Source organism: Janthinobacterium sp. J1-1 (assembly GCF_030944405.1).
Classification (GTDB): domain Bacteria; phylum Pseudomonadota; class Gammaproteobacteria; order Burkholderiales; family Burkholderiaceae_D; genus Janthinobacterium.
In genome coordinates this window covers 3,351,527-3,377,854 of the sequence record NZ_CP132339.1, presented here as the reverse complement: position 1 = coordinate 3,377,854, position 26,328 = coordinate 3,351,527, and the positions used below count along the sequence as shown (strand labels likewise).

Here is a 26,328-nt window from a genome sequence, read left to right as displayed (position 1 = left end):
AGGGCTTACACATCCAGTGCGGGAGCCTCCGGCGCCGCCATCACGCGGTTGCGCCCGGCTTCCTTGGCCGCCTGCAGCGCCTCGTCGGCGCGCTTGAACAGCGCCACCGTGCTGTCTTCGGCGCGGATGGTGGTCACACCCAGGCTGGCCGTCAGGCTGAGCACGGCTTTTTCCGTCTTGACCGGCAAGGCGGCGACCGCAAAGCGGATGCGTTCGGCCACCATCAGCGCGTCACTCAAGCTGGTGCGCGGCAGCTGGATGGCGAATTCGGCGCCGCCCAGGCGGCCCATCAGGTCGCTGTCGCGCAATTGCTGGCGGCAGATGTCGACCACGCTTTTCAGCACCGCGTCGCCGACCGGATGGCCGTAGCTGTCGTTGACGCGCTTGAAATCGTCGAGATTGAGCACCACCAGCGCGGTGGGCAGGCCGGGCCGGCGCGCCAGCGCCATCCATGGCGCCAGCGCCTGGTAAAAGCCGCGCCGGTTCGGCACGCCCGTGGCCGCATCGACCACTTCCAGGCGAGCCAGTTCGCCACCGAGTTTTTCGCGCGACAGCAGCAGGTAGCCGAAGGCATTGGTCAGCATCATCAGGTACAGCGCACCGAAGCCGGCCAGCTGCATCAGCTCGGCGTCAAAGCCCGGCACGAAGGCGGCCAGCACGCCGCGCGCGGCGATCAGCAGCGACAGCAGGCCCATGGCGACGACCAGGAAACGGCGCAGCATGCTCGCCTCGCGCCACTGCAGCGACAAGGCGGCCACGCCGGACAGGAAGAAGCCGGCCACGATCAGCGAACCGCCGGCGCTGCGCAGCAGCGGCGCCACGTCGAATATATAGCACAGCGCGAACAGCAGCACGGCCACGCCCAGCGCCGGCAGCAGGCGGCGGCGCCAGCCGCTCTTGCCGGCCGCCTGCCACAGGGCGCCGGCGTCGAGCGCCATGCCGGCGAACAGCAGGCTGTTGCCGAGCAAAATGGAGAGGAAATCGGGCAGCACGCCGCGCAGGTACAGCAGGCACCAGGCGATGGCCTGGCACTGCTTGGCCAGCGCCCAGGTCGACATGGCGAACGACTTCTTGCGCTCGTACTCGAAGAAAAACAGCGCGGCGCACAGGCTCAGGTTGCCCAGCGCCAGCGCCAGGACCAGGGTCTTGATATCCATGGCTCAGGCCAGAGCGCGCGCGTGCAGCAGCTCAGATCTCGTGTTCGACATTGGTGCTGCCGTCGCCGACCTTGCTGGCCCAGGCCTGCACGAAATAGTGCTTTTCCGCTTCGGTGGGGGCGTCGTACCAGAACACGATCAGGGTGCCCTTGTGGTCGTGGATCTGCGCCACTTTTTCGATGAAGTGCTCGTTGCCGGCCTGGTCGGCCATGGCCGCCGCGTAACCGTAGACGCGGGTCAGCCGCTCGATGCGGTCGGGCTCGGTAAAACTGTTGGTGGCGGTAATCGTGGGGTGATCCAAAAACATGCTTGTCTCCATGGTGCCCGATCTTGCCGGCAGCTTGCCGAGGCGCCGCGGCCCTATGGGGATAATAAATCGGGTATGCTGTCAGGAGCTTATCAGATTTCTCTGCATGCAACAAAACCTGGCCCCGTTTCCACCCACCGATTCATGCCCATCGACGCGCAGACCACCGTCCCTCCTCCTCTCGTGCATACCGACGGCGACCGGCGCCGGCTGGAGTTTTGCCCCGGCATGATCCAGAGTGAAATGCTGCTGTCGCGCCCCGATCACCTGCTGCTGCGCTACGCGCGCGCCATGATGTGCTTTACCCTGTTCGTGCCGCGCCCGCGCCATATCCTGATGGTGGGACTGGGCGGCGGCTCGCTGCTGAAATTCTGCCACCGCTACCTGCCCGAGACGCGCATCACGGTGCTGGAACTGCGCGCCGACGTGATCGCGCTGCGCGAGCAGTTCATGGTGCCGCCCGACGATGCGCGCCTGCGCATCATCGAGACCGACGCCGTCAGCTATATCCGCCAGCATCCGGCCAGCGCCGACGTGCTGCTGCTCGACGGCTTCGACGCCAGCGGCCTGCCGCCGGCGCTGGGCAGCGCGCGCTTCTATGCCGACTGCCTGCGCGCGCTGGTGCCCGGCGGCGTGCTGGTGGCCAACCTGTTCAATTACGATCCGCACTACGCCGCCATGCTGGCGCGGCTGATGCTGACCTTTCGCGGCCAGGTATGTCACTTCGACGGCATCGCCGGCAATAACCGCATCATCTTCGCGGCCAAGCCCGGCCGTGCCGACGCAGGCCGCGCGGTGCGGACGGTACGCCTGGTACGCTGGCGCGCCTTGTTCGGCCTGGGCTTCCTGAACCGCCTGCTGCCGCCCTGGCAGCTGTGGCGCCTGCGGCGGCGCCAGCGTGCGTCGGATTGAAACGGTGTTGCATGACGTTGTTGCATAATGGCACTGCGCAGGTGCAAAATCAGCACGCCAGACAGCGTTTATGACACACTACCGGCTCTGCCGGCCCGCCGTCGCGGCGGGCCAGATCCATCCTGAACGAGACCCTTTTCCATGCTGCGTGGCCGCCTGCCCTACTCCCTTTCCGCCGCGGCCGCGCTGACGTTTGCCTGCGGCCTGTCGGTCACGATCGTGCTGTTTGCCGCCATCAGCCAGCTCGAGTACGACAAGATGAGCCTGAGCCTGCAGCAGCGCGCCGGCGCGCGCGTGGCCGCCATCGAGCAGGGCCTGGACGACGCGGTCGAAGTGCTGACCACCACCAACCAGCTGTTTTCCGCCGTCGTGCCCGTCACGCGCCAGCAGTTCCATGATTTCACCACGCCGCTGCTGCAGCGCCATCCCTTTATCCAGGCCTTCAACTACCACCGCCGCGTGCCGCATGCGCAGCGCGCCGCGTTCGAAGCCGAACTGCGCGCCATCGTGCCCGGCTACGCCATGATGGAAATGCACGGCCCGCAGATGCTGCCGGCGCCGGTGCGCGCCAACTACCTGGTGGTCGACTACCTGGAGCCGATGCAGGGCAACCTGCCCGCTTTCGGCCTGAACGTGCGCCCCGACGGCCTGCTGGCCGGCGCCCTCGACCAGGCGGTGACGGGCAACCTGACGGTGGCGACCAGCCTGCTGAGCCTGGCCCAGGGACCGGAAAAAGGCTTTGTCATCCTGCGTCCCGTGTACCGCCACGGCGTGCCGCTCGACACGCCCGAGCAGCGGCGCGCGGCCGTGATCGGCGACACGGCCGCCGTCATCCGCGGCGGCGAACTGGTGCAGAAAATCCTCTCCGGCGCCGAACTGCTGGACGATCCGCAGCTGGAAGTCGAAGTCTTTGCCGGCGCCAGCGCCGAAGCGCGCACCCGCATCTTCCAGCACGGCGCGGTGGCGGAAGAGGACCGGGTCGGCGGCTGGCACCGGCTGCCGCGCTGGCTGCATTTCGCCTATCAAAGCCGCTACGACAGCGGCTTTGCCACCGCCGGCCGTTCCTGGCATGTGCGCGTGGTGGCGCATCCGCGCCCCTTCATGGCCGACCACCTGGGCTCGCTGTTTACGCTGGTCACGGGACTACTGTTCAGCCTGCTGACGGCCGCCTTCGTGCAATCGCTGACGCAGCGCTCGCGCCGCGTGCAGCTGCTGGTCGAGCAGCGCACGGCCGACCTCAAGCGCAGCAACGAGCTGCTCAGCGAAGACGTGCGCGCGCGCCAGCGCACCGAGCGGGCACTGCAGGAAAGCGAAAAGCGCTTTCGCCGCCTGCTGGCCCTGTCCTCGGACTGGTACTGGGAACAAGACGCGAACTTCCGCTTCACGCACATCACCAGCGGCTTCGCCGACAAGTCGAACATGCCGCTCGAGCGCTTCATCGGCGCCACGCGCTGGGACCATAATCCCGAGATGCGCAATGCGCGCTGGGGCAAGCAGCATATGGCCACCCTGCAGGCCCACCTGCCCTTCTTCCACCTCGAATATGCCATGGCCGACCGCGACGGCAAGCTGCGCTGGTTCAGCATCAATGGCGAGCCGCTGTTCGACGACCTGGGCGACTTCAAGGGCTATCGCGGCACCGGCTCCGAGATCACCGAGCGCAAGCTGGCGGAACAGCAGATCCAGCATATCGCCCACCACGACGTGCTGACCGGCCTGCCCAACCGCGCCCTGCTGCGCGACCGGCTGGCGCAGGCGATGGCGCTGTCGCGCCGCAAGAACCGTGCGCTGTGGGTGCTGCTGATCGACCTGGACCGCTTCAAGTTCGTCAACGACAGCCTGGGCCACAAGGCCGGCGACCTGCTGCTGAAAACCATCGCCGCGCGCCTGCAGGCCAGCCTGCGCGAAAGCGACACCGTGGCGCGCCTGTCGGGCGACGAATTCGTCGCCATCCTGTCCGAGCAGGCCGACGAGGAACTGAGCAAGGCGGTGGTGCAGCGCATCATGGACGCCGTGGCGCAACCGGTGCTGCTCGACGGCAAGGAATTTTTTGTCACCTGCAGCATCGGCGTGGCCGTCTACGACATGACGCAATTCGACGCGCCCGGCGACGTGACCCTGAACGGCGAAACGCAGAACCTGATCGAGCAGGCCGACATCGCCATGTACAGCGCCAAGAAACAGGGCCGCAATACCATCAAGTTCTACACCAAGGCGATGAACCAGGCCACCCTGGAACGGCTGCGCATCGAAACGGCGCTGCGCAACGCCCTCGAACGCGACCAGTTCGTGCTGCATTACCAGCCGCAGCTGGACCTGGAAAGCGGGCGCATCGTCGGCGTCGAAGCGCTGCTGCGCTGGCGCCACCCGGAACTGGGCATGGTGGCGCCCAACCGCTTTATCGCGCTGGCCGAAGATACCGGCCTGATCGTGCCGATAGGCGCCTGGGTGATGCGCCAGGCCTGCGCGCAGATGCAGGCCTGGCATGCGGCCGGGCTGGGGTCGCTGCGCCTGGCGGTGAACCTGTCGGCGCGCCAGTTCAATGAGCCGAACCTGGTGGCCTCGATCGCCGACGTGCTGGCGGAAACCGGCCTGGCGCCGGCCTGCCTGGAACTGGAACTGACGGAAAGCCTGTTCATGCACGACGTGGCGCTGGCGGTGAGCCAGCTGCACGACATGAAGGCGCTGGGGGTGCAGCTGTCGATCGACGATTTCGGCACCGGCTATTCCAGCTTTGCCTACCTGCGCACCTTCCCGATCGATGTCCTCAAAATTGACCGCAGTTTTGTCGGCGACGTCGCCAGCGATGCCGATGACGCGGCCATCGTGGTCTCCATCATCGCCCTGGCGCACAACCTGAAACTGCGCGTGGTGGCCGAAGGCGTGGAAACGGCGGAACAGCTGGACTACCTGCGCCGCCACGGCTGCGACGAAGCGCAAGGCTTTTACTTCAGCCATCCGCTGCCGGCGCATGAAGTGGAGCTGCTGCTGCGCGGCGAGCTGGTCACGCCGGCAGGCTAGTGCGCGACGCTCAGCGAGTAATTGAACGGCACCATCATGGCGCAAGGCTGGCCCGCGCAGCGCCCCGGCGTATAGGTGATCAGCATCAGGATCGAGCCCGCCAGCTTGCCCGCTTCGCTGTCCGGGCTTTCCAGCAAGGTCACACTCTGCGGCACGCCTTTTTCATTGACGCTGACATTGGCGCGCAAGACGCCCGTGGTGTAGCCATACGAGATCATTTTCCCCATGGCGCGCGAAATCTGCAGCATGCCTTTTTCCGGATACGGCGGCGCATCGTCCTCCTGCAAGGCCTTGTACCTGGTTTTCACCAGCGCTTGCTGATCCGGCGTCAACTCGGCATATGGTTTTTCCGGCGGCACCACAAAATTGCTGCCGACCACCGGGCGTATGTTCGAGCCGGTGCGCGCATCCTCGCGCTTGATGTTGTAAAGCTTGGGCGTCTCCGGCTGCGGCCGCTGCGTCAACTGGAAGCTGCCGTTGAAGCGGGCTTTCAGCACCTGCCCGTTCGGATACAGGATCTCGCCGTCGCCGACCGGCTTGCCCTCGCGCCATGGCCCGCGATAGGCGCCGCCCAGGGCAAATGTCATCGTCCCGCTGCCTTCCGGGCCATTGCGCCAGCCACCTTCATAACGGTCTCCGCCGGCAAAGGCGGCCTTGACGTTGCCGACCGGCTTGCCATGCTCGAAGTTCGCTTCCAGCTTGTTGCCGCTTTTGAACACCACCACCGCCGGCCCCTGCAGCTCGCCGTCCCGGTAAGTACCCTCGTGCAAGCTGCCATCGGCCCGTTGCGCGATGCCGGCCCCTTCCGGCAGGCCCTTGGCCAGCGGACCCTCATAGCGTTCGGTCGGCTTGCCATCCAGGCTCCACTGCAAGGCGCCCGGTCCCTCGGCATAGCCGTCGCGACAGGCGCCGCTCCAGTACGCCGCCTGGCCGGTAACCCGCGCAGGTTCGGCAACGCGGCAGTCCGGCTTGCCGGCGTAGCGGATGTCGGTGGCGGCGGCGCTGGATGCACACAGCAAGGCCATCAGGGAAAAACAGGCTCTCATAATATTTTTACAATAGTTGAAATTGCAATATATTAACAGAAGCTACACAGGAGAAAATACGCACATTCTCACAGTGTCGCCTACAGCTTTTGCTGCAGAAATTCGAGGAAGCAGCTGATGCGCTGCGCCAGCTGGGTGTTGCGGTAATACACGGCGTGGATCTGCTGGCGGTAGCCGGTATAAAACGGCTGCAGCACTTTCACCAGGCGCCCGGCCGCGATATCGTCACGCGTCATGAAGTCGGACAGACAGACGATGCCCTGGTCGTGCAGCGCCAGCTGGCGCAAGGTTTCGCCGCTGGAGGCGGCCAGCGCCGGCACGATCTGCAGGCTGTTGCCGGCCTGGTGGCGCAGTGGCCAGTTGTTGCCCAGGTCATACTGGGCAAAGCCCAGCAGCGCGTGGTTGGCCAGTTCTTCCGGCGTGGCCGGCTCGCCATGGCGCGCCAGGTAGGCCGGCGTGGCCAGCAGGTGCAGCGGGCTGGAACTCAAGGCGCGCGCATGCAGGGTGGAGTCGGCCAGTGCGCCGATGCGGATGGCGATATCGGTGCGGTGTTCCAGCAGGTCGGCGATCTGGTCGTTGCTGGTCAGCTCCAGGCGTATCTCGGGGTACATGGCGCGAAACTCGGCCACGTGCGGCACCACGCAATGCAGCATGAAGGGCGAAGCGGCGTCCACGCACAAGCGCCCGGCCGGCTTCTGGCGGCGGATGCGGATGGACTCCTCCACGTCTTCCATGGAGGCCAGGATGGTGCGCGCGCGCGCCAGGAACAGCTGCCCTTCTTCGGTCAGTTCCATGCGCCGCGTGGTGCGCGTGAGCAAAGAGGTGGCCAGCTTGTCTTCCAGGCGCGACAAGGCCCGGCTCACGCCCGAGGTGGTTTGCCCCAGGTGCACGGCGGCCGCGCTCAGGGTGCCGCTGTCGATGACGGTGACGAAGATTTTCAGGTCGTCCGAGTTGATATCCATTCTTGCCCTTGTTTCACAGATCGGGGCATTATAATGGATTATCAGCAATAGTCGGGGCGGCGCCCGGCTTGCCCGCTACGTCAGGCAACGTAGAACAAGATGGCGATAAAATGGCAGCTGCTGCCGGCCAGCACGAACAAGTGCCAGATGCCGTGGCCATGGCGCAGCTTGTGGTCGGTGGCGTAGAAGCCGATGCCGCCCGTGTAGCACAGGCCGCCGGCCGCCAGCCACAAAAAGCCGTTCCATTCCAGTGCCGCCAAGAGCGGTTTCAAGCCTATGACGATCAGCCAGCCCATCAGCACATAGATCACCAGCGACAAAATGCGCGCGCCCCTGGCGTACAGATATTCCTGCGCGATGCCGATCACGGCCAGGCCCCACACCACGCCGAACAGGGACCAGCCCCACGGCCCGCGCAAGGTCACCAGCATGAAGGGAGTGTAGGTGCCCGCTATCAGCAGATAGATGGCGCAATGGTCGAGCCGCTGCAGCACCGTCTTGGCCCTGCTGGCGCGCACGCTGTGGTACAGCGAGGACGTCAGGTACAAGGTCAGCAGCATGGCCGCATACACGCTGCAGCTGACGATTTTCCACGCATCGCCCGTGCGCGCCGCCGCCACCACCAGGATCACCCCGCCGATGGCGGCCAGCGCCGCGCCGACCACGTGGGAGATACTGTTGAAGCGTTCGCCGGGGTACATGGCTACAGACCCCAAGCAAGGACTGGGGTCGGACCCTGCTTCAGGGGTTCAATCAAGCTTCCTAAGCCTTCTTGCGCGCAGGACGGCGTGCCGGCGTCTTGCGTGGCGCCTTGGCTGGCTGTTCTTCCACCGCTGGCACGACCTCAACCACCGGCGCCACCTCGACCACAGCTTCAACCGCTTCCACCACCGCCTTGGCCGGTTTCTTGGCCGCAGCCGCCTTGCGGGCCGGCGTACGCTTCGGTTTCGGCTTGACTTCCACCGGCGTTTCGATCACCGGCTCAACGACCACCTCGACCACCGGCTCCGGCACGAACTCGATCACCGGCGCAGCTTCCACTATCTCTGCTACAACAGCGCGCGCTTCGCGGTTATTGCTGTTGCGTCCGCCACGGCCATTGCGACGCGAACCGCGCTTGCCGTCTTCCACCACGGTCTCGACCGCCTCAGGCGCTGGCTGCACCGGCTCCTGCACCGTCTCGACGGCCTCGACCGGCGTTTCCACCTCGGCCACCGGCACGAAGGCCTGCGGCGCGGCATCGTTGCGGCGGTTGTCATTCTGCTTGCGGCCGCCGCGGCCATTGCGGCGCGTGTTGTCACGTCCCTCGCGGCGGTTGCCGGGGTTGCCATTCTCGCGGTTGCCGTCTTCCTGCGCCGCCGCGTCCACCACCACGACTTCGCTGGCGGTGTCCGCGACAGCTGGCACGGAAGCAGCCGGCGCCAGGCCGCTGCTGCGGTACACATAGGCGCCCGATTTTTCATCGCGGCCGAATTCCAGCAAGCCGCGCGTCTGCGCTTCTTCCAGCAGGTTGCCGAAGGTGCGGAAACCGTAGAACGATTCGCTGAAGTCGGGCTTGCGGCGCTTGATCGCTTCTTTCAGCATCGAGGCCCAGATCTTGCCGCTGTCGCCACGCTCGGACACCAGCGCGTCGAAGGTTTCGACGGCCATCTCGATCGCCTCGGTCTTGCGCGACTCGTATTTTTCCTTGCGGCGCACTTCTTCGTCGGCCGAACGTTTCGGCGCCGGCGTTTCGCGCTCGTTGCGCGCATCGCGCTTGGCGGCCGTGCGGCGGCTTTCGCGCACCAGGTCGTCATAAAAGATGAATTCATCGCAGTTGGCCACCAGCAGGTCGGAGGTCGACTGCTTGACGCCGACGCCGATCACCTGCTTGGCGTTTTCGCGCAGTTTCGACACCAGCGGCGAAAAGTCGGAGTCGCCGCTGATGATGACGAAGGTGTTGACGTGGGCCTTGGTGTAGCACAGGTCGAGCGCGTCGACCACCAGGCGGATGTCGGCCGAATTCTTGCCGGACTGGCGTACGTGGGGGATTTCGATCAGCTCGAAGTTCGCTTCGTGCATGGTGCCCTTGAAGCTTTTGTAGCGGTCCCAGTCGCAATAGGCCTTCTTGACAACGATGCTGCCCTTGAGCAGCAAGCGCTCGAGGATAGGTTTGATGTCGAATTTTTCGTAGTTTGCATCGCGCACGCCAAGCGCGACGTTTTCAAAGTCGCAAAACACGGCCATGCTGAGGTTTTCTGGGGATGACGCCATAGGGATTTGTTCTCAAGTGATGGGTTGGCCTGCTCCGATTATATCGAAGCGGGCAGTCGCAGCAGGCCTGCCTGGACGGCTTGCGCCGTCCGTTATTTCCGATAGTATATTCGCCCGCCGCCGTTTTCACGAACTCTTATCGTACGCGCGGCCTTATTGCCCGCCCGCCGGCCACACCACGCTGTCATCAACCATATATAAATGACAGGGCGCGCTGCTGCCTTGCTGGCAGGAATCGAGCGCCCGCAGCGCCGGGCTTTCGCCCTCCTCGGCCCAGCCCCAGGCGCCGCTGGCCGAGACGGCAAACGCGCGCGGCTGCAGCTTGCCGAGAAAAACCCGGTAGGCGGCGCGGCCCGTTTCGGCCAGGTAGGGCACGGCGCCGATATCGCCGCGGCTGGCGAACCGCGTGGCCGGCGGCGGCGCCGGTTCGGGCAGTGCCACCACCGGCGCGGCAGGCATTCCGATACGGCGCAGGAAGCGTTCGGTGGGCGCCAGCCACACGTCCACGCCGTCGCGGCTGCCCAGGGTCAGGTGCGCATCGCGCCTGAAGGCGCCATAGGCGAACAGCTCGGCCTGGCCGCCCGCGGCCGTATAGGCCCGGTACAGGCGGCGCACCAGCGGCGGCGCGAAATAGCCATCGTTCTCGCCATACAGCCACAGGCTGGGTACCCGGCTGGCTGCGCCCAAGGCGGCAAAGGCCTGCTTCAACGCCGCCTGCCAGTCGCAGGCACCGTCATCGACGCGCAGGCCGCCGGCAAAATTGAGCACGCCGCGCACGCCGGACAAGGCCTGCGTGGCCAGCGACAGCGCCGCCAGGCCGCCATACGACTGGCCTGCGACGACGATGCGGCTCGTATCGACCCAGTCCTGGCGCCGCGCATAGGCCAGCGCATCGTCCACGTCGCGCGCCTGGCCGGCCGCATTGGCCGCCATGTCGCAGCCATGGTCGCGGTAGGCGCCCGTCGAGCCGGCATACCCGGCGCGCATCGGCAGCATCACGGCGTAGCCACGGCGCACGAATTCGGTGGACATATAGATGAAGCGATCGCGCGGCTGCTGCCGCGCCGGCCCGGGCTGCTTGCCATGATTCATCAGCAGCAGCGGAAACGGCCCGGGGCCGGGCGGCCGGAACACGGTCGTTTCCAGCTGTTCGCGGCCGCCCTCGCCGGACGGCACCATGATGATTTCTTCGCGCAGGCGCGCGTCGAGCGGCAAAGGCAGTGCACGGGCGAACAAGGGCAGGCTGGACAAGATGCAGAGCAACAGGCGGCAAACGGGCGGAAAAATGCGGCACTCCAGAGGCAAGGCAGACAGTTGTGTCGAGTCTAGTCCGGAGCTTACGCAAAGCAATATTAAACAATTATCGCCAGAAACTTTTTTTCGCAGCGGTCATTTTCATTTACTTCGCCGCAAGGTGAAGTACTTAACACCGTGTCAATCTTGCCTGCTCTATGCTGAAGTTCTCGGCACAACAACCGCCGGTACTTACAAGGAGCATGGAATGCGCAATGCAATCAAACTTATCAGCCTGACGCTGGCACTGGCGTGCAGCGCCTCGATCGCCACGGCGCAAACGGCGCCGCATGCCAATGATCAAAGCAAACCTGGCGTGGCCAGCCCGGCCGCCGACAATTCGGACATGAACGAACGCGACAAGGGCAACGCCAGCCAGACGCCGCAAAAACAGTCGAACGCCAAGACTGACCGCACCCTGCTGGCCGAAGCGCGCAAGGCCGTGGTCAAGGACGAGTCGCTGTCAACCACTGCCCATAACGTGAAAATCCTCGTGAAAAACGGCGTCGTGACACTGCGCGGCCCGGTCAAATCGGCCGAGGAAAAAACCAGAATTGAAGAACTGATCAAGCCGCTGGCCGGCGTGCACAGCATCGACAACAAACTCGACATTAAAACCAACTAAGGAGATACACCATGAGCAAGAACGCCGTTTATTGCATCGCCCAGGAACACACCCAAGCCGAAGTCATCGTCAACTCGCTGAAAGACGCCGGCTTCTCGAACAACGATATCTCGGTACTCTTTCCGGACAAGACCGGCACCCGCGATTTCGCCCATGAGCAAAATACCAAAATGCCGGAAGGCGCAGCCACCGGCGGCGTGGCCGGCATGGGCACGGGCGCCGTGCTCGGCTGGCTGGTCGGCATCGGCTCGCTGGCGATCCCCGGTGTCGGTCCCTTCATCGCGGCCGGCCCGATCATGGCGGCGCTCGGTGGCGCGGCCATCGGCGGCGCGGCGGGCGGCATCGTTGGCGGCTTGGTCGGCATGGGCATTCCGGAACTGGAAGCCAAGCAGTATGATGACAAGGTTCGCAACGGCAATATTCTGATCTCGGTGCATACCGAATCGTCGGACCAGATCAAGGTCGTCAAGGAAATCTTCGAGCGCGCCAACGCGCATGACATCAAGTCGACCTCGGAATCGCACGCACCGACCTGAGTCGCTGCTGCATGATTTCAGAATGCCACCTGCGGGTGGCATTTTTCATGGGCAAGCCAAACAGGAGTAAACTGGCGGCATATTCCAGGGAGCCACCATGTCCATCTCCGCCCTCACCACCGGCACCGCAGGGCTGACCGCCAACCAGCGCGCGCTGGACGTGGCCGCCAACAATGTCGCCAACGCCAATACACCGGGCTTCCAGCCGCAGCGCGCCCAGTTCCAGGAAAGCAGCCCGGCCGGCACGGGCGTGACCCTGTCCGCCGAGGGGCGCCGGCTGTCGGCCAGCGAAAACACCCCTGGCCCGGCGGACGCCAGCGCCGCCAGCCGCCCGAACGGCGTGGGGCTGGCGTCGGAGCTGACCGACACCCTGGTCTACAAGGCCGGCTTCAATCTGTCGGCCAATGTCGTGAAAGCGGCCGACCAGGCGCTGGACAGCCTGATCGACGTCAAGACCTGAGCTGTTACTTTTCAGCGGCTATCGATATGCCAGCCTGGTCGAGCGCCGCCAGCGCCGGCGCGATCAGCGCCAGCAGCCGTTCGGCCGGCACGCCATCCCTGGCCTGCACCGACAAGCCATGCAGCAACGCCGCATAGCAGTCGCCCAGCGCCTGCACATCCGTTTCCGCCGTTAATTCCCCCGCCGCCTGCGCCGCGCGCAGCCGCTCGATCACCGCCTCGGTGCGCGCGCGCCGGTGCTGCGCCAGCCAGTCGCGGATGCCGTCGTTGCCGGCGCTGGTATTGGTGGCCGCCGTCACCACCATGCAGCCCTGCGGCTGGCCGGCCCGCGTGTACAGCAGCACGGCCGCTTCCAGCATGCGCGCCACCGCCTCGCGCACCGGCAACGGTGCTGCCAGCGCATGCACGGCAAATGCGCCCTCGCCCGTTTCATACAGCTCCACCGCTTCGCGAAACAACGCTTCCTTTGAACCGAACGCCGCGTAGATACGCGCCGACGCAATGCCCAGCGCCTCCACCAGGTCGCTCATCGCCACCCCTTCATAGCCGCGCGCCCAGAACGCGTCGCGCGCTTTTTCCAGCGCCAGCGCGCGGTCAAATTCCCTCGGTCTTCCTGCCATGGTGCTGTATCCCTTTGCAAAACTGGCAGCCAGTATAACGCCTGCGCGCTGCGATTTTTGCCACAGGGCTTGACCGGGGCAAGAATTTCGCCTATTCTTTGTCGATCGACAAACAATAGGAGCCGATATGAAAACCATCCAGGGACCAAGCTTGCACCTGGCGCAATTTGCCGCCGATACCGCCCCTTTCCACGACCTGCCATCGATTGCCGCCTGGGCCGCCGGCCTGGGCTTCAAGGCCCTGCAGATCCCCGCCTGGGACGCCCGCCTGTTCGACGTGGCGCAGGCCGCGCACAGCCAGCAATACTGCGACGATCTGGTCGCCATGCTGGCCGGCCATGGCCTGGTCATCAGCGAACTGACCACCCATATCTTCGGCCAGCTGGTGGCCGTGCACCCGGCCTACGACGCGCTGTGCGACAGCTTCGCGCCGCCGGAACTGCAAGGCCAGCCAGACGCACGCACGGCGTGGGCGATCGAACGCATCAAGCTGGCGGCGATGGCCTCGAAGCGCCTGGGCCTGACCGACATGGGCACGTTTTCCGGCTCCTTCGCCTGGCCCTACCTGTTCCCGTTTCCGCAGCGCCCGCCCGGCCTGATTGAAGCGGCCTTCGACGAACTGGCGCGCCGCTGGCTGCCCATCCTCGACGTGTGCGAGGAACAGGGCGTCAACCTGTGCTACGAGATCCACCCCAGCGAAGACCTGCACGACGGCGCCAGCTTCGAGATGTTTTACGAGCGCGTCGGGCGCCATCCGCGCTGCAAGATGCTGTTCGACCCCAGCCACTTCGTGCTGCAGCAATTGAACTACCTCGATTTCATCGATATCTATAAAGACCATATCCGCATGTTCCATGTGAAGGACGCCGAGTTCAATCCGAGCGGCCGGCAAGGCATCTACGGCGGCTACCAGTCCTGGGAAAACCGCGCCGGACGCTTCCGCTCGCTGGGCGATGGCCAGGTCGACTTCAAGGCCATCTTTTCAAAGATGGCGCAATACGACTACGCCGGCTGGGCCACGCTGGAATGGGAATGCTGCCTGAAGGACCAGGAGGCGGGTGCGCGCGAAGGCGTGGCCTTTATCAACGCCCACATCATTCCCGTCACGGACAAGATTTTCGACGACTTCGCCGGCGCGCCCGTCAGCCGCCAACAGATCGACCGCCTGCTCGGCATCCACCGCAACTGAACCAGGAATCAAGATGAACGACTTTACCCATGACTATGTCCGCATCCATCAACAACGCCTGCACTGCGTCATCGCCGGCAGCGGCAAGCCCGTGCTGCTGATTCCCGGCTGGCCGCAGACCTGGTATGCCTGGCGCCATGTGATGGCGGCGCTGGCAGACGCCGGCTACCAGGCGATCGCCATCGATCCGCCCGGCAGCGGCCACTCCGACCGCCCCGCCGGCGGCTACGACACGGGCGCCGTCGCCGCCACCCTGCACCAGGCCATGCTGGCGCTGGGTCACGCGCAATACGACGTGGTCGGCCACGATATCGGCATGTGGGTCGGCTATGCGCTGGCCAGCGATTTTCCGCAGGCCGTGACGAAACTGGCGCTGACGGAAGCGGTGATACCGGGCCTGGCGCCGGCCCCGCCGATCTTTGTGGCGCCGGCCGACAATATCTTTTTATGGCACTTCATGTTCAACCAGGTGCCCGACCTGCCGGAAATGCTCACGGCCGGCAGGGAGCGTGAGTACATCCGCTTCATCTTCGACAAATGGTCGTACCGCCGCGACCAGGTGGCCGTGGACGTGTATGCGGAGGCCTACGCCACGGCGGGCGCCCTGCGCGCCGGCTTCGCGTATTACCGGGCAATCCCGGAGACCATCCGCCAGAACCTGGAACGGGCGAAGACACCGTTGGCGATGCCGGTGCTGGCCATCGGCGCCGAATACGCCACCAACGATGCGCCGCTGCTGACCATGCAGGGCAAGGCCGACGATCTGCAAGGCGCCATCGTGGCCGACTGCGGCCACTTCATCATGGAAGAACAGCCGGCCGCGTTTATCGGCCATTTGCTGCCCTTCCTGGCGGGAGCGTCCGCATGAGCCTCGATCCCTTGATCGCCGCGTATCTGGCGCAGACCGGCAATGCCGCGCCGCCGGCCACGCTGGACGCACTGCGCGCGGCCACCGACGCCGGCCTGCGCCAGCTGCACGGACCGCTGGAAGCCGTGGCGGACGTGCGCGATCATTCGGTGCCCGGCGTGCTGCCGGGAGACCCTGCATTGCGCGTGCGCGCGTATCGGCCGGCCGGCACGGACCCGGGCAGCACTTTGGCCGCCATCGTTTTTGCGCATGGCGGCGGCTGGTGCCTGGGGTCGCTGGAGCTGTATGACAACCCGTGCCGCGCGCTGGCCAACGCCACCGGCTGCGCGGTGTTCTCGGTCGATTACCGGCTGGCGCCCGAGCACAAGTTCCCCGTGCCGCTCGATGACTTTTACCGGGCGCTATGCTGGGTGGCATGCCAAGCGGACACGCTCGGCATCGCCGCGGACCAGTTGATCGTCGCCGGCGACAGCGCCGGCGGCAACCTGGCGGCAGCGGCGGCGCTGCTGGCGCGCGAGCGTGGCGGCCCTGTGCTGGCGCACCAGCTGCTGCTGTATCCGGCGCTCGATCATGCATTCGATACGGCCTCATACCATGCGTTTGCGGACGGTTATTCGCTGACGCGCGAAGCGATGCGCTTTTGCTGGTCGACCTACCTGACCGGCGCTGACGATGGCGCCAGCGCCCTTGCCTCGCCGCTGCGCGCGGCGTCGGTGGCCGGTTTGCCGCCGGCCACCGTGCTGGTGTGCGCATACGACCCGCTGCATGACGAGGGCGTGGCGTATGCGCAGCGTCTGTTCGAATCTGGCGTGGCGGCCGATTGCGTGTCACTGCCAGGCATGATCCACGCGTGCATCCATATGCTGGGCCTGGCGCCGGCCGCGCGCGGGCTGTTCGATGCGGCGGGCGCCGCCATCAGGCGCCGGTTTGCCGCTCAGGCGACCGGCGGCAGGTGCGCCAGCAATTTATCGAGCGTGATCGGATAATCGCGCACGCGCACGCCGGTGGCGTTGTAGACGGCGTTGGCGATCGCCGCCGGCACGCCGCTGATACCGAGCTCGCCCACGCCCTTGGCTTTCAGGGGGCCGATGGTGGCATCGACTTCATCGAGGAAGATCACGTCCTGGTGCGGGATATCGGCGTGCACCGGCACCTCGTAACCGGCCAGGTCGTGGTTGACAAAGAAGCCGGCGCGCCGGTCGACCACCAGTTCCTCCATCAATGCCGCACCGGCGCCCATGGTCATGCCGCCGATGATCTGGCTGCGCGCGGCCATCGGGTTGATGATGCGCCCCGCCGCGCAGACGGCCAGCATGCGCCGGATGCGGATCTCGCCGGTGGCGGCGTCCACCCCCACCTCGACAAAATGCGCGGCAAAGGTCTGCTGCGCATAGCGTTTCGACAAGTCGCCGTACTCCATCGCATCCTCGGCCTGCAGTTCGCCCTGTGCCACGGCGTCAAGCAGCGGCCGGCTATTGCCTCCCGAACGCACGCGCCCGTCGGCAAATTCCAACTCGCCGGCACCGAAACCGAGGCGCTGCGCCACCATGGCGCGCAGCTTGACGCAGGCCGCATACACGCCGGCCGTCGACGAGGCCGCGCCGAACTGGCCGCCGGAACCGGCGCCTTCGGGAAAGCGCGAATCTCCAAGGCGCACCACCACCGTGGACAGCGGCACGCCCAGCATCTCGGCCGCCGTCTGCGCCAGGATCGTGTAGCTGCCGGTGCCGATATCGGTCATGTCGGTTTCCACCGTCACGCCGCCATCCTTGCCCAGGCTGACGCGGGCGGCCGACTTGATCACGGGCGCGCCGCGGATGGCCGAGGCCATGCCCATGCCGACCAGCCAGCGCCCTTCGCGGCGCGCGGCAGGCGTGGCGCTGCGCTGGTCCCAGCCAAATTTCTGCGCGCCCATCTGCAAACATTCGACCAGCTGGCGCCGCGAAAACGGCTTGCCGGGCGACTCCGGGTCGACCTGCGTGTCGTTCAGGATGCGCAAGGCCACCGGATCCAGGGCCAGCTTTTCGGCCAGCTCGTCCATCGCGATTTCCAGCGCCATCATGCCAGGCGCCTCGCCCGGCGCGCGCATGGCGCTCGCCTCGGGCAAGTCCAGGTGGGCCACGCGCAAGCGCGTCATGCGGTTGGCGCCCGCGTACAGGATGCGCGTGGGCGCCGTCGCGGCCTCGGGGCGTTCACCCAGGTTGCCGGACCAGCTTTCGTGGCCGATCGCCGTGATCTTGCCGTCGCGGGTGGCGCCGATGCGGATGCGCTGGATGGTGGCGGCGCGGTGGGTGGTGTTATTGAACATCAGCGCGCGCTGCAAGGCCACTTTTACCGGACGCCCCACCTGTTTTGCGGCGACGGCGGCCAGCACGGCGTCGCACAGGATCGAGCCCTTGCCGCCAAAGCCGCCGCCGATAAAGGGCGCGACGATGCGCACGTTTTCTTTCGGCATGCCGAGGATTTTGGCGATGTCGCGCAGACCCCAGCCCACCAGCTGGATCGCCGTCCACAGGGTCAGCTGGTCGCCGCTCCACGAGGCGATCGTCGCATGCGGCTCCATCATGGCGTGCGCGTGGTCCGGCGTCGTATACATCGCGTCCACCGTGACGGGTGCACCGGCAAAGGCGCCGTCGAAGTCGCCGATGCCGGACGCTTGCGCGGGCTTGGCCGGCAGCAGCTGCGCCGTTTCCTTGGCCAGCGCCAGGTCGAATGCGCCTTCGCCGCGCGCATAGCGCACGCGCACCAGCCCGGCGGCGGCGCGCGCCTGTTCAAAGGTTTGCGCCACCACGATGGCCACCGCCTGGTGATAATGGTCGACCTCGGGCCCGGCCAGCGCCCGCGCCACATAAAAGGCGCCGACATCGAGCTTGCCCGCATTCTGTGCCGTGACCACGCCCAGCACGCCGGGCGCGGCGCTGGCGGCAACATGGTCAATCGCCTCGATGCGGCCCTTGGCGATCGCGGCGCCGACGATATAGCCATACACGGCGCCGGGTGCGGCCGCATGCTGCTCGTAGGCGTAGGGCGCCTGGCCCGTGGTTTTCAGGGGGCCGTCGATGCGTGGCGTGGCTTTGCCGACCACCTTCAGGCGGTCGATGGGATTGCGTACTGCCGGCGTATCGAATTTCATGCTTGCTTGCTCCTGTGTTCGCGGACATCATCGCGGGCGTCCAGCAGCACCGCTGCCAGGGTGCGTTCCACCAGCGTGATCTTGAACGCATTGTCGTGCGTCGGGCGCGCGCCTGCCAGCAGGGTCGCGGCCACCGCCGTGGCGCCCTGCGCCAGCTGGCTGTCCGCTGCCGCCATGCGCCACGGCTGGTGCGCCACGCCGCCCAGCGCCACCCTGCCGCTGCCGTCAGGCTGGACCACGGCCGCCACCGACACCAGCGCGAACGCATAGGACGCGCGGTCGCGCACCTTGCGGTAGAGATGCACGCCACCGAGTGGCGGCGGCAGGGTCACGCCGGTAATCAGCTCGCCCGCTTCCAGCACCGTTTCCAGCTGCGGCGTGTCGCCGGGCGGCCGGTAAAAATCGGCGATCGGGATCACGCGCGTGGCGCCGCCGGCGCGCACGGTTTCCACGCCGGCGTCCAGCAGCCGCATCGCCACCGCCATGTCGCTGGGGTGGGTGGCGATGCACGCGGCGCTGCCGCCGATGACCGCATGCTGGCGGCTGGCGCCGGCGATGGCGGAACAGCCGCTGCCCGGCACCCGCTTGTTGCACGGTTGATTGGTGTCGTAGAAATACGCGCAGCGCGTGCGCTGCAGCAGGTTGCCGGCGGTGGTGGCCTTGTTGCGCAGCTGGCCCGAGGCGCCGGCCAGCAAGGCGCGCGACAGGACGCCGTAATCGCGGCGCACGCGCGGGTCCGCCGCCAGATCGGTATTGCGCACCAGCGCGCCGATGCGCAAGCCACCGTCCGGCGTGGCGTCGATGCGGTCAAAACCGAGGCCATTGACGTCGACCAGGTGGCCGGGCGTCTCGATTTCCAGCTTCATCAGATCCAGCAGATTGGTGCCGCCGGCGATAAAGCGCGCGCCGGCAGTGCGCTGCGCCGCAACCGCCGCTTCCGCCGCCGAGGTGGCGCGCTGATAGCTGAATGCTCTCATGGCTGGCCTCCCGCTTCGCTGATGGCCTCGACGATATTCGAATACGCGCCGCAGCGGCACAGATTGCCGCTCATGCGCTCGCGGATTTCGTCGACGCTCAATAGCGGCTGTTCGGTCAGGCTGGCGCTCACATGGCTGGGCACGCCGCGCCTGATTTCGTCGAGCACGGCGACGGCCGAACAGATCTGGCCCGGGGTACAGTAGCCGCACTGGTAGCCGTCATGCCGGATAAACGCCGCCTGCATCGGATGCAGCTTGGCCGGCGTACCGAGCCCCTCGATGGTGGTGATCCGCGCGCCTTCGTGCATGACGGCCAGGCTCAGGCAGGCATTGATGCGGCGCCCGTCGAGCAGGATGGTGCAGGCGCCGCACTGGCCATGGTCGCAACCCTTCTTGGTGCCGGTCAGGTGCAGCCGCTCGCGCAGCACGTCGAGCAAGGTGGTACGGGTGTCCACTTCCAGCTGCTGCGGCTGGCCGTTCACGGTGAATGACACCTTGGCCATCACGGGCGCGGCGGCGGTAGCGCCGCTGCCCGCCTGCGCCAGTCCCAGGGCTGGCACACTGCCCAGCACCGCGCCCGCCTTCAACAGGCCGCGCCGGCTGATCCTGATATCGCTGAAATCATTCATGGCCGGCTTTCTGCAGTGCGGCTTGCGCCCGTTGCGCCGCCTCGGGGCTGCCTTGCTCGGCCAGCACGGCGAAGAATTGCCGCAGTTGCGGCACGCTCAAGCCCACATTCAGGCTGACCTTCACATGCGATAGCAGCTGCGCCTCGACCCCGCTCATGGCGGCCAGGGCGGCGACGGTGGCCAGTTCCCGGCTTTGCCAGTCGAGATTGCTGCGCGCAAAAATATCGCCGAACAGATGCGTTTTCAGATAGCGGTCGATCTGCGGCGCGAACGCAAACACGGGGCCCTGGACCGGCGCGCCGACCAGGCGCGTCTGGTTGGCGGTGCCCGCCGCCAGCAGCGCCTCGCCTTCGGGCGCCGGTTCGGACTCGATTCCTTGTGCATCCTCGATGCCACGCGCCTTGCGCTGTTCCAGCACCGCCATCAGGGCATTGAGCGCATTCAGGCTGCGCGGAAAACCGGCATACGCGTACAGCTGCACCAGGATCTCCTTGCAGTCGTTGACGCTCAAGCCGGCGTCCAGTCCCTGGCCCAAGGCCGTTTGCAGCTGCGCCATCTGGCCGGAAGCCATGAAGGCCGCGATCGGTGCGATGGCCTGCTGCTTCGGCGAGAGTGTCTGTGCTGTTTGCATGCTGGTCTTCTCCAGGGTTGTTTGTGCGGCGGCATGTTGACCGGCCGCCAAAGCCAGCGCCAGCAGCAAGGCGCGTGGCCACTTAGTTCGATAGATATTGTTCATCGCTGACTTTCTCCATCCATTGCACCGATTTGCCGTCCAGCGTGCCGGTCAGCGCGATATGCGTGAGCGCGCTGCCGGGCGCCGCGCCATGCCAGTGCTTGACACCGGGCGGGCACCACACCACATCGCCCTCATGCAGCGGCTGCACCGGCTTGCCCCATTCCTGGGTCAGGCCGGCGCCAGCCGTGACGATCAGGTACTGGCCACGCGGGTGGGTATGCCAGGCCGAGCGCGCGCCGGGCTCGAAGGTGACATAGGCGCTGCTCGCATTGATCTGCGCGTTGGCCGGCGACAGCATCCGTACGCGCACCTGGCCCGTGAAATACTCGGCCGGCCCGGCCGCGGGAGGCACGGCGCTGGTCGCCGTGATGGTTTGCGCCGCTTGCTGCGCGTGCGAAAAACCGCTGGCCAGGCTGGTGGCCGCCAGCAGTGCGCAGGGCAGGATATGTTTCATGGAGGGGCTCCTTTTGCGTTCAGGGCGTATCGCCGATGGTCTGGCGACCAATATAGCGGCTGCGCTATCGTGCGAATATGCCTGTATGTCGCATGGCCTTATTAGCTGCGCTAATCAATCGGGCTTGTCCAGCCATGTCGTGACCTGCGTGGTGGTGCGGCGCTCCTGGTCCGCTTCCAGCACAAAGGCCGGCAATATCGTGGCGCCTGTCGCGCGCCGCGCCAGCTGGGCCGCGCAATCGCCGGCGCCGTAGCCGCCATGGGTAATAAACGGGATCAGGGTCTTGCCGCGCCAGTCATGCAACGACAAAAAGGTGCGCACGGCCGGCGGCACGGTTTCGCCCCACACGGGAAAGCCAAGGTAGACCGTGGTGTACGCGGCCATATCGGCCAGCTTGCCGGCCAGCGGCGGCAGGTCGCCACGGTCGCGTTCCTGGCGCGCCTGTTCGACGGTCTCGAAATAGTCCGCCGGATACGGCCGCGCGGGACGGATTTCGAACAGTGCGGTGCGCCGCGCGCGTTCGATCACGCCGGCGATGACGCGGGTATTGCCCGAACGCGAAAAGTACGCCACCAGCACGCGCGAGTTTGCATCCGCTTGCGCCACTTCGCCAAACGGCAAGGCGGCCAGCCCCGCCATCACGGCGCGGCGGCCGGGGTTGTTGACTGACATGGCGGCCCTCCTCTACAGGATGATGAAGATCACACTGTAAGGGCCGCAAGACGATTTGATTAGCCGCGTTTCAAAGGATGCCGTTATTAGCGCGGCTAATCAATCCACCAGCTTGCGCACCTCGATCGCCTTGAGCCACTTGACATGGCGCGGCCCGGTGCGGATATCGCGCGCCGAGATCAGCGCGATCTCGCCATCGTTCTCGCCGAGCGCCTTGCCGTTCTTTTCAAAGTAGACCACCACGCCCTCGCCGGCCGGCGAGTTGTACAGCTCGCCCCATGAAAACACCACCGCGTAGCCATCGGTGGCGGTGGCGATAATGGCCAGCTTTTTCACGTCGTTGTGGCCGGGCGCATCGAGCACTGCCCGGTCGATGATATCGCGCAGGCGCACGCCCCGATAGCTGGTGATGGTCTCTGCCTTGTCGCCATTATGGCGCGTGACATCGAGCTTGCCGCCTGCGGCTACCGGCAACTGGCGCAGGTCGGCCACGCTCAAGGCCAGCGGATTTTCCACCATGCCGGTGACCGCCAGGCTGTGACTCATCTGGTCGCCCGCGATGGCGGTGGCGGTGGCGAACAGAGCGGCAAACAGGATGCAACGAAATAATCTCAACATGCGGGTTTTCCTGATGGTTGAACGTCTCAATCGCAATATACAGTGGTATATAACGATGCTCAAGCGACAAGCGGCAAAGGACGCGCGCAGGTCAAAAATCGGACAAAAATCGTGCGCCGCACCATTCCGCTATGCGAACGAATGTTTCACAAAACGGTTGACATGGCCAGCCTGGCTAGGCAAACTGATTTGCAGGAGCGAGACAAAATGAACGCCAAGATGAATCACCTGCAACCCGCTATCGATCCGGACATCGTCGTTTTCAGCGACGACGAGGAAGGCAAGGACCGCCAGTTCGTCAATGCGCTGGCGCGTGGCCTGGAAGTGCTGCGCTGCTTTCGTCCCGGCGAAATCTACCTGTCGAACGCCGACATGGCCAGGCGCACGGCGATCCCGAAACCGACGATTTCGCGCCTGACCCATACGCTGACCAAACTCGGTTACCTCAATTACTCCGAGCAGCTGGGCAAGTACCAGCTGGGCGCCGGCGTGCTGGCGCTGGGCTACCGCATGCTGTCGAACCTGGACGTGCGCAAGCTGGCGCGCCCGCTGATGGAGGAACTGGCCGAACACGCGCAGGCGTCGGTGTCGATGGGCACGCGCGACCGCCTCAGCATGGTGTATGTGGAAACCTGCCGCAGCAGCGCCAATGTCACCCTGCGCCTGGACGTCGGCTCGCGCATCCCGCTGATGACGACGGCGATGGGCAAGGCCCTGCTGTGCATCCTGCCGCAGTCGGAACGCGACTACCTGATGGACCATGCGCGCACGCACGACACCGAACGCTGGCCGCGCATCCGCGCCGGCATCGAGCAGGGTTTCAGGGATTACCAGGACCGGGGCTTCTGCATCTCGGCCGGCGAATGGCAGAACGACATCCATGCCGTGGGCGTGCCGATGCTGGGTGCCGACGGCGAACAGGTGATGGCCTTCAATTGCGGCGGGCCCGCCTTTTTGCTGTCGCGCGAGAAGCTCGAAAGCGACCTCGGTCCGCGCCTGGTGGCGCTGGTCAAAACCATCGAATCCAATCTGGGCCGCGGCTAAGCGCCCCTTCATCCCCTACCAAGGAAACCATGATACGCGACGAAGAAACCCTCAATATCCTGCTCGACAGCATCAGCCGCTTCGTGCGCGAAGTGCTGGTGCCGAACGAAAACCTGGTGGCCGAGACCGACACCATTCCGCCGGCCATCGTGGCGCAGATGCGTGAACTGGGCCTGTTCGGCCTGTCGATCCCCGAAGCCTACGGCGGCCTGCAACTGAGCATGGAAGAGGAAGTGCGCGTGGCGTTCGAGATCGCCCGCACCTCGCCCGCCTTCCGTTCGCTGATCGGCACCAATAACGGCATCGGCTCGCAGGGCATCGTGATCGACGGCACGGAAGCGCAGAAACAGCACTACCTGCCGAAACTGGCGGCCGGCGACATCATCGGCTCGTTCGCGCTGACGGAAGCGGGCTCCGGTTCCGACGCCGCATCCCTGCGCACCACGGCCGTGCGCGATGGCGACTTTTATATCCTGAACGGCAGCAAGCGCTATATCACCAATGCGCCCGAAGCCAGCATCTTTACGGTGATGGCCCGTACCGACCCCACCAAACGGGGCGCCTCGGCGATTTCCGCCTTTATCGTGGAGAAGGATACGCCGGGTCTTTCCTTAGGAAAGATCGACAAAAAGATGGGCCAGCAGGGCGCGCATACCTGCGACGTGATCTTTGAAAACTGCCGCGTACCGGCCGCCAACATTATCGGCGGCAAGGAAGGCGTGGGTTTCAAGACCGCCATGAAAGTGCTCGACAAGGGCCGTTTGCATATCGCCGCCGTCTGCGTGGGCGCGGCCGAACGCATGCTGGCCGACGCGCTGGCGTACGCCATGGAACGCCAGCAGTTCGGCCAGCCGATCGCCGAATTTCAATTGATCCAGGCCATGCTGGCCGACAGCAAGGCCGAGATCTATGCGGCGCGCAGCATGGTGCTGGACGCCGCGCGGCGGCGCGACAACAAGGAAGATATTTCGACCGAAGCGTCGTGCTGCAAGCTGTTCGCTTCCGAGATGTGCGGCCGGGTGGCCGACCGCTCGGTGCAGATCCACGGCGGCGCCGGCTATATTTCGGAATACGCGGCCGAACGCTTCTACCGCGACGTGCGCCTGTTCCGCATCTACGAAGGCACGACGCAGATCCAGCAGATCGTGATTGCCCGCAACATGATCAAGGCAGCGCAAAAATGACAGCGGCCGCGACGGAGGAACTCCCCGCCCTGCTGGCCAGCCTGCCGGCGCGCCTGTCGGCCATCCCCGCGCGCTGGGCCGCCAGCACGCCCGACGCGCCGGCACTGCACGAAGGCGGCCGCCACTGGACCTATGCCCAGCTGCAGCACGCCGTCGAAGATGCGGCGCGCCTGCTGCGCGAGCTCGGTGTGCGCCCTGGCGACCGCCTGATGGTGGTCGGCGAAAACTGCGCGCTGCAGGTGGCGCTGATTTTTGCCTGCGCCAGCATCGACGCCTGGACCGTCAATGTCAATGCGCGGCTGTCGGCGCGCGAGATCGATACCATCGCAAGCCACTCCACGGCGCGGCGCGTGCTGTACCTGCACGCATCGTCAAAAGAGGCGGCGGCGCATGCGCAGCGCGCGGCCAGCATCACGGTCGCCGTCGACGGCATGGGCGAACTGCTGGCCGGCCCCTTGAACGAAAACACCGTGGCGGAAGCGACGCAGCCTGGTAACGGGCAGGTGGCCGCGCTGATCTACACCACCGGCACCACCGGCCACCCCAAGGGCGTGATGCTGACGCATCGTAACCTGCTGTTTATCGCCGCCACCTCCGGCAAGCTGCGCGGCCTGACACAGCCAGATCGCGTGTATGGCGTGCTGCCGATTTCACACGTGTACGGCCTGGCGTCGGTGGCGCTCGGCACGCTGCATGCCGGCGCGGCTTTGTATCTGGTGCCGCGCTTTTCGGTCGAAGGATTGTTGTCCGCATTGAAGGACGATGGCCTGACCATCGTGCAGGGCGTGCCGGCCATGTATGCCAAGCTGCTGCAGACCCTGGGCGGCCCCGGCACGCCGCTGGTCACGCAACTGCGCTTTGCCTATGCGGGCGGCTCGCCGCTGGCGCCGTCGCTGAAACAGGAAGTCGAGCAGCTGCTGGGCACCGCGCTGCACAATGGCTACGGCATGACGGAAAGCTCGCCCACCATCAGCCAGACGCGGCTGGAGTCGCCGCGCCAGGATGACTCGGTCGGCGCGCCGATACCGGGCGTGGAAACGCGCATTGTCGACGCCGATGGCGTTGACGTCGCGACCGGCACGCCGGGCGAGCTGTGGGTGCGCGGACCGAACGTGATGGCCGGCTATTACCGCGAGCCGGCCATGACGGCCGCCACCATGCGCGACGGCGGCTGGCTCAATACGGGCGACATGGCGCGCCAGGGCGAGGACGGCGCGCTGTTCATCGTCGGACGCACGAAAGAACTGATCATCCGATCGGGCTTCAATGTCTATCCGCTGGAAGTGGAAACGGCGCTGAACGCCCATCCTTCCGTGGTCCAGTCGGCGGTGGTCGGCTGCCGCACGGCCGATGGCAACGAAGACGTGGTGGCGTATGTGGAGCTCGATCCGCGCCAGCCGGTCACCTTGGAAGCGCTGCAGGCCTGGCTGGCCGGCACGCTGTCGCCCTACAAATGCCCCTCCACCATTATCGTCATGGAGGCGCTGCCGGCGGCGGCCACCGGTAAAATATTGAAAGGACAGCTGCGGCAGATGGCGCAGCAGCGGCACGACCATCACTGAAACAGATTTGCGCCAGACGCCGATACACCCGACAATAAAACACCAGCGGGCTGTTTTGAAACGAATAACAG

Annotated in this window: 26 protein-coding genes; 11 read left to right on the top strand and 15 right to left on the bottom strand. The window is 65.8% G+C overall.

From position 1 onward, the window contains the following. Nucleotides 1-5 precede the first annotated feature (5 nt). Together Q8L25_RS15405 and Q8L25_RS15400 are read right to left on the bottom strand one after the other, a co-directional pair. Nucleotides 6-1,157 (bottom strand): GGDEF domain-containing protein, encoded by a 1,152-nt coding sequence (locus tag Q8L25_RS15405; protein WP_308920183.1) that lies wholly within the window; start codon nucleotides 1,155-1,157, stop codon nucleotides 6-8. 31 nt (nucleotides 1,158-1,188) lie between these two features. Next, nucleotides 1,189-1,464, bottom strand: a complete 276-nt coding sequence (locus tag Q8L25_RS15400) for a hypothetical protein (RefSeq protein ID WP_308920182.1) — start codon at nucleotides 1,462-1,464, stop codon at nucleotides 1,189-1,191. 144 nt (nucleotides 1,465-1,608) lie between these two features. Here Q8L25_RS15400 and Q8L25_RS15395 point away from each other — a divergent pair, with 144 nt between their 5' ends. Beyond that, entirely contained in the window at nucleotides 1,609-2,376 is a 768-nt protein-coding gene (locus Q8L25_RS15395; protein ID WP_308920181.1) for a transferase spermidine synthase, read from the top strand. 141 nt (nucleotides 2,377-2,517) lie between these two features. Beyond that, nucleotides 2,518-5,397, top strand: coding sequence for an EAL domain-containing protein (locus Q8L25_RS15390; protein ID WP_308920180.1), 2,880 nt, complete (start codon nucleotides 2,518-2,520; stop codon nucleotides 5,395-5,397). Here the strand turns inward: Q8L25_RS15390 and Q8L25_RS15385 are convergent. The 5 genes from Q8L25_RS15385 to Q8L25_RS15365 form a co-directional block, all read right to left on the bottom strand. Next, nucleotides 5,394-6,443: a hypothetical protein gene (locus Q8L25_RS15385; RefSeq protein ID WP_308920179.1), complete on the bottom strand. Its 1,050-nt coding sequence runs from the start codon at nucleotides 6,441-6,443 to the stop codon at nucleotides 5,394-5,396. The two genes, Q8L25_RS15390 and Q8L25_RS15385, sit on opposite strands and share 4 nt — an antisense overlap. A gap of 80 nt (nucleotides 6,444-6,523) precedes the next feature. Then, complete coding sequence (locus tag Q8L25_RS15380) at nucleotides 6,524-7,405, bottom strand: LysR family transcriptional regulator (protein ID WP_308920178.1); 882 nt, start codon at nucleotides 7,403-7,405, stop codon at nucleotides 6,524-6,526. An 80-nt stretch (nucleotides 7,406-7,485) separates the two neighbouring features. Next, nucleotides 7,486-8,106: a hemolysin III family protein gene (locus Q8L25_RS15375; RefSeq protein ID WP_308920177.1), complete on the bottom strand. Its 621-nt coding sequence runs from the start codon at nucleotides 8,104-8,106 to the stop codon at nucleotides 7,486-7,488. Nucleotides 8,107-8,167: 61 nt separating this feature from the next. After that, nucleotides 8,168-9,658: an NYN domain-containing protein gene (locus Q8L25_RS15370; protein ID WP_308920176.1), complete on the bottom strand. Its 1,491-nt coding sequence runs from the start codon at nucleotides 9,656-9,658 to the stop codon at nucleotides 8,168-8,170. Between the two features lie 153 nt (nucleotides 9,659-9,811). Beyond that, a complete protein-coding gene (locus Q8L25_RS15365; RefSeq protein WP_308920175.1) occupies nucleotides 9,812-10,909 on the bottom strand; it encodes a CocE/NonD family hydrolase in 1,098 nt (365 codons plus the stop codon). Nucleotides 10,910-11,159: 250 nt separating this feature from the next. On the opposite strand from Q8L25_RS15365, the gene Q8L25_RS15360 reads away from it, so the two are divergent. From Q8L25_RS15360 to Q8L25_RS15350, 3 genes are all read left to right on the top strand, one after another. Continuing rightward, complete coding sequence (locus Q8L25_RS15360) at nucleotides 11,160-11,576, top strand: BON domain-containing protein (RefSeq protein WP_308920174.1); 417 nt, start codon at nucleotides 11,160-11,162, stop codon at nucleotides 11,574-11,576. A gap of 11 nt (nucleotides 11,577-11,587) precedes the next feature. Next, nucleotides 11,588-12,112: a hypothetical protein gene (locus Q8L25_RS15355; protein ID WP_065307680.1), complete on the top strand. Its 525-nt coding sequence runs from the start codon at nucleotides 11,588-11,590 to the stop codon at nucleotides 12,110-12,112. Nucleotides 12,113-12,209: 97 nt separating this feature from the next. Further along, entirely contained in the window at nucleotides 12,210-12,572 is a 363-nt protein-coding gene (locus Q8L25_RS15350) for a flagellar basal body protein (RefSeq protein WP_308920173.1), read from the top strand. A 4-nt stretch (nucleotides 12,573-12,576) separates the two neighbouring features. Here Q8L25_RS15350 and Q8L25_RS15345 read toward each other — a convergent pair whose 3' ends face one another. Further along, the gene (locus tag Q8L25_RS15345; RefSeq protein ID WP_308920172.1) at nucleotides 12,577-13,191 is read right to left on the bottom strand and encodes a helix-turn-helix domain-containing protein; all 615 of its coding nucleotides are present in this window, start codon (nucleotides 13,189-13,191) and stop codon (nucleotides 12,577-12,579) included. A 127-nt stretch (nucleotides 13,192-13,318) separates the two neighbouring features. On the opposite strand from Q8L25_RS15345, the gene Q8L25_RS15340 reads away from it, so the two are divergent. The 3 genes from Q8L25_RS15340 to Q8L25_RS15330 are packed head-to-tail and all read left to right on the top strand — an operon-like array spanning nucleotide 13,319 to nucleotide 16,234. Further along, nucleotides 13,319-14,380, top strand: coding sequence for a sugar phosphate isomerase/epimerase family protein (locus Q8L25_RS15340; RefSeq protein WP_308920171.1), 1,062 nt, complete (start codon nucleotides 13,319-13,321; stop codon nucleotides 14,378-14,380). A 13-nt stretch (nucleotides 14,381-14,393) separates the two neighbouring features. After that, nucleotides 14,394-15,248, top strand: coding sequence for an alpha/beta hydrolase (locus Q8L25_RS15335; protein ID WP_308920170.1), 855 nt, complete (start codon nucleotides 14,394-14,396; stop codon nucleotides 15,246-15,248). Then, entirely contained in the window at nucleotides 15,245-16,234 is a 990-nt protein-coding gene (locus Q8L25_RS15330; RefSeq protein WP_308920169.1) for an alpha/beta hydrolase, read from the top strand. The genes Q8L25_RS15335 and Q8L25_RS15330 overlap by 4 nt, the downstream gene beginning before the upstream one ends. On the opposite strand, the gene paoC is transcribed toward Q8L25_RS15330, so the two are convergent. The 7 genes from paoC to Q8L25_RS15295 all read right to left on the bottom strand — a co-directional run bounded on the left by paoC (nucleotide 16,183) and on the right by Q8L25_RS15295 (nucleotide 22,467). Then, a complete protein-coding gene (paoC, locus tag Q8L25_RS15325; RefSeq protein ID WP_308920168.1) occupies nucleotides 16,183-18,381 on the bottom strand; it encodes an aldehyde oxidoreductase molybdenum-binding subunit PaoC in 2,199 nt (732 codons plus the stop codon). The genes Q8L25_RS15330 and paoC overlap by 52 nt on opposite strands. Further along, nucleotides 18,378-19,358: a xanthine dehydrogenase family protein subunit M gene (locus Q8L25_RS15320; protein ID WP_308920167.1), complete on the bottom strand. Its 981-nt coding sequence runs from the start codon at nucleotides 19,356-19,358 to the stop codon at nucleotides 18,378-18,380. Before Q8L25_RS15320 ends, paoC begins: the two co-directional genes overlap by 4 nt. Then, nucleotides 19,355-19,987 (bottom strand): aldehyde dehydrogenase iron-sulfur subunit PaoA, encoded by a 633-nt coding sequence (paoA, locus tag Q8L25_RS15315; RefSeq protein WP_308920166.1) that lies wholly within the window; start codon nucleotides 19,985-19,987, stop codon nucleotides 19,355-19,357. Before paoA ends, Q8L25_RS15320 begins: the two co-directional genes overlap by 4 nt. Beyond that, entirely contained in the window at nucleotides 19,980-20,618 is a 639-nt protein-coding gene (locus Q8L25_RS15310; RefSeq protein WP_308925623.1) for a carboxymuconolactone decarboxylase family protein, read from the bottom strand. Before Q8L25_RS15310 ends, paoA begins: the two co-directional genes overlap by 8 nt. A gap of 82 nt (nucleotides 20,619-20,700) precedes the next feature. Continuing rightward, nucleotides 20,701-21,177, bottom strand: coding sequence for a cupin domain-containing protein (locus Q8L25_RS15305; RefSeq protein WP_308925622.1), 477 nt, complete (start codon nucleotides 21,175-21,177; stop codon nucleotides 20,701-20,703). 114 nt (nucleotides 21,178-21,291) lie between these two features. After that, nucleotides 21,292-21,849 (bottom strand): flavodoxin, encoded by a 558-nt coding sequence (locus Q8L25_RS15300; protein ID WP_308925621.1) that lies wholly within the window; start codon nucleotides 21,847-21,849, stop codon nucleotides 21,292-21,294. A gap of 99 nt (nucleotides 21,850-21,948) precedes the next feature. After that, nucleotides 21,949-22,467, bottom strand: coding sequence for a molybdopterin-dependent oxidoreductase (locus Q8L25_RS15295; RefSeq protein ID WP_308925620.1), 519 nt, complete (start codon nucleotides 22,465-22,467; stop codon nucleotides 21,949-21,951). A gap of 207 nt (nucleotides 22,468-22,674) precedes the next feature. On the opposite strand from Q8L25_RS15295, the gene Q8L25_RS15290 reads away from it, so the two are divergent. Genes Q8L25_RS15290 through Q8L25_RS15280 form a run of 3 tightly spaced genes read left to right on the top strand, consistent with a single transcriptional unit; the run spans nucleotide 22,675 to nucleotide 26,257 of the window. Continuing rightward, the gene (locus tag Q8L25_RS15290; RefSeq protein WP_308925619.1) at nucleotides 22,675-23,511 is read left to right on the top strand and encodes an IclR family transcriptional regulator; all 837 of its coding nucleotides are present in this window, start codon (nucleotides 22,675-22,677) and stop codon (nucleotides 23,509-23,511) included. Between the two features lie 29 nt (nucleotides 23,512-23,540). Beyond that, complete coding sequence (locus tag Q8L25_RS15285; protein ID WP_308925618.1) at nucleotides 23,541-24,695, top strand: acyl-CoA dehydrogenase family protein; 1,155 nt, start codon at nucleotides 23,541-23,543, stop codon at nucleotides 24,693-24,695. Next, nucleotides 24,692-26,257, top strand: a complete 1,566-nt coding sequence (locus Q8L25_RS15280) for an AMP-binding protein (RefSeq protein ID WP_308925617.1) — start codon at nucleotides 24,692-24,694, stop codon at nucleotides 26,255-26,257. Before Q8L25_RS15285 ends, Q8L25_RS15280 begins: the two co-directional genes overlap by 4 nt. Nucleotides 26,258-26,328 lie beyond the last annotated feature (71 nt).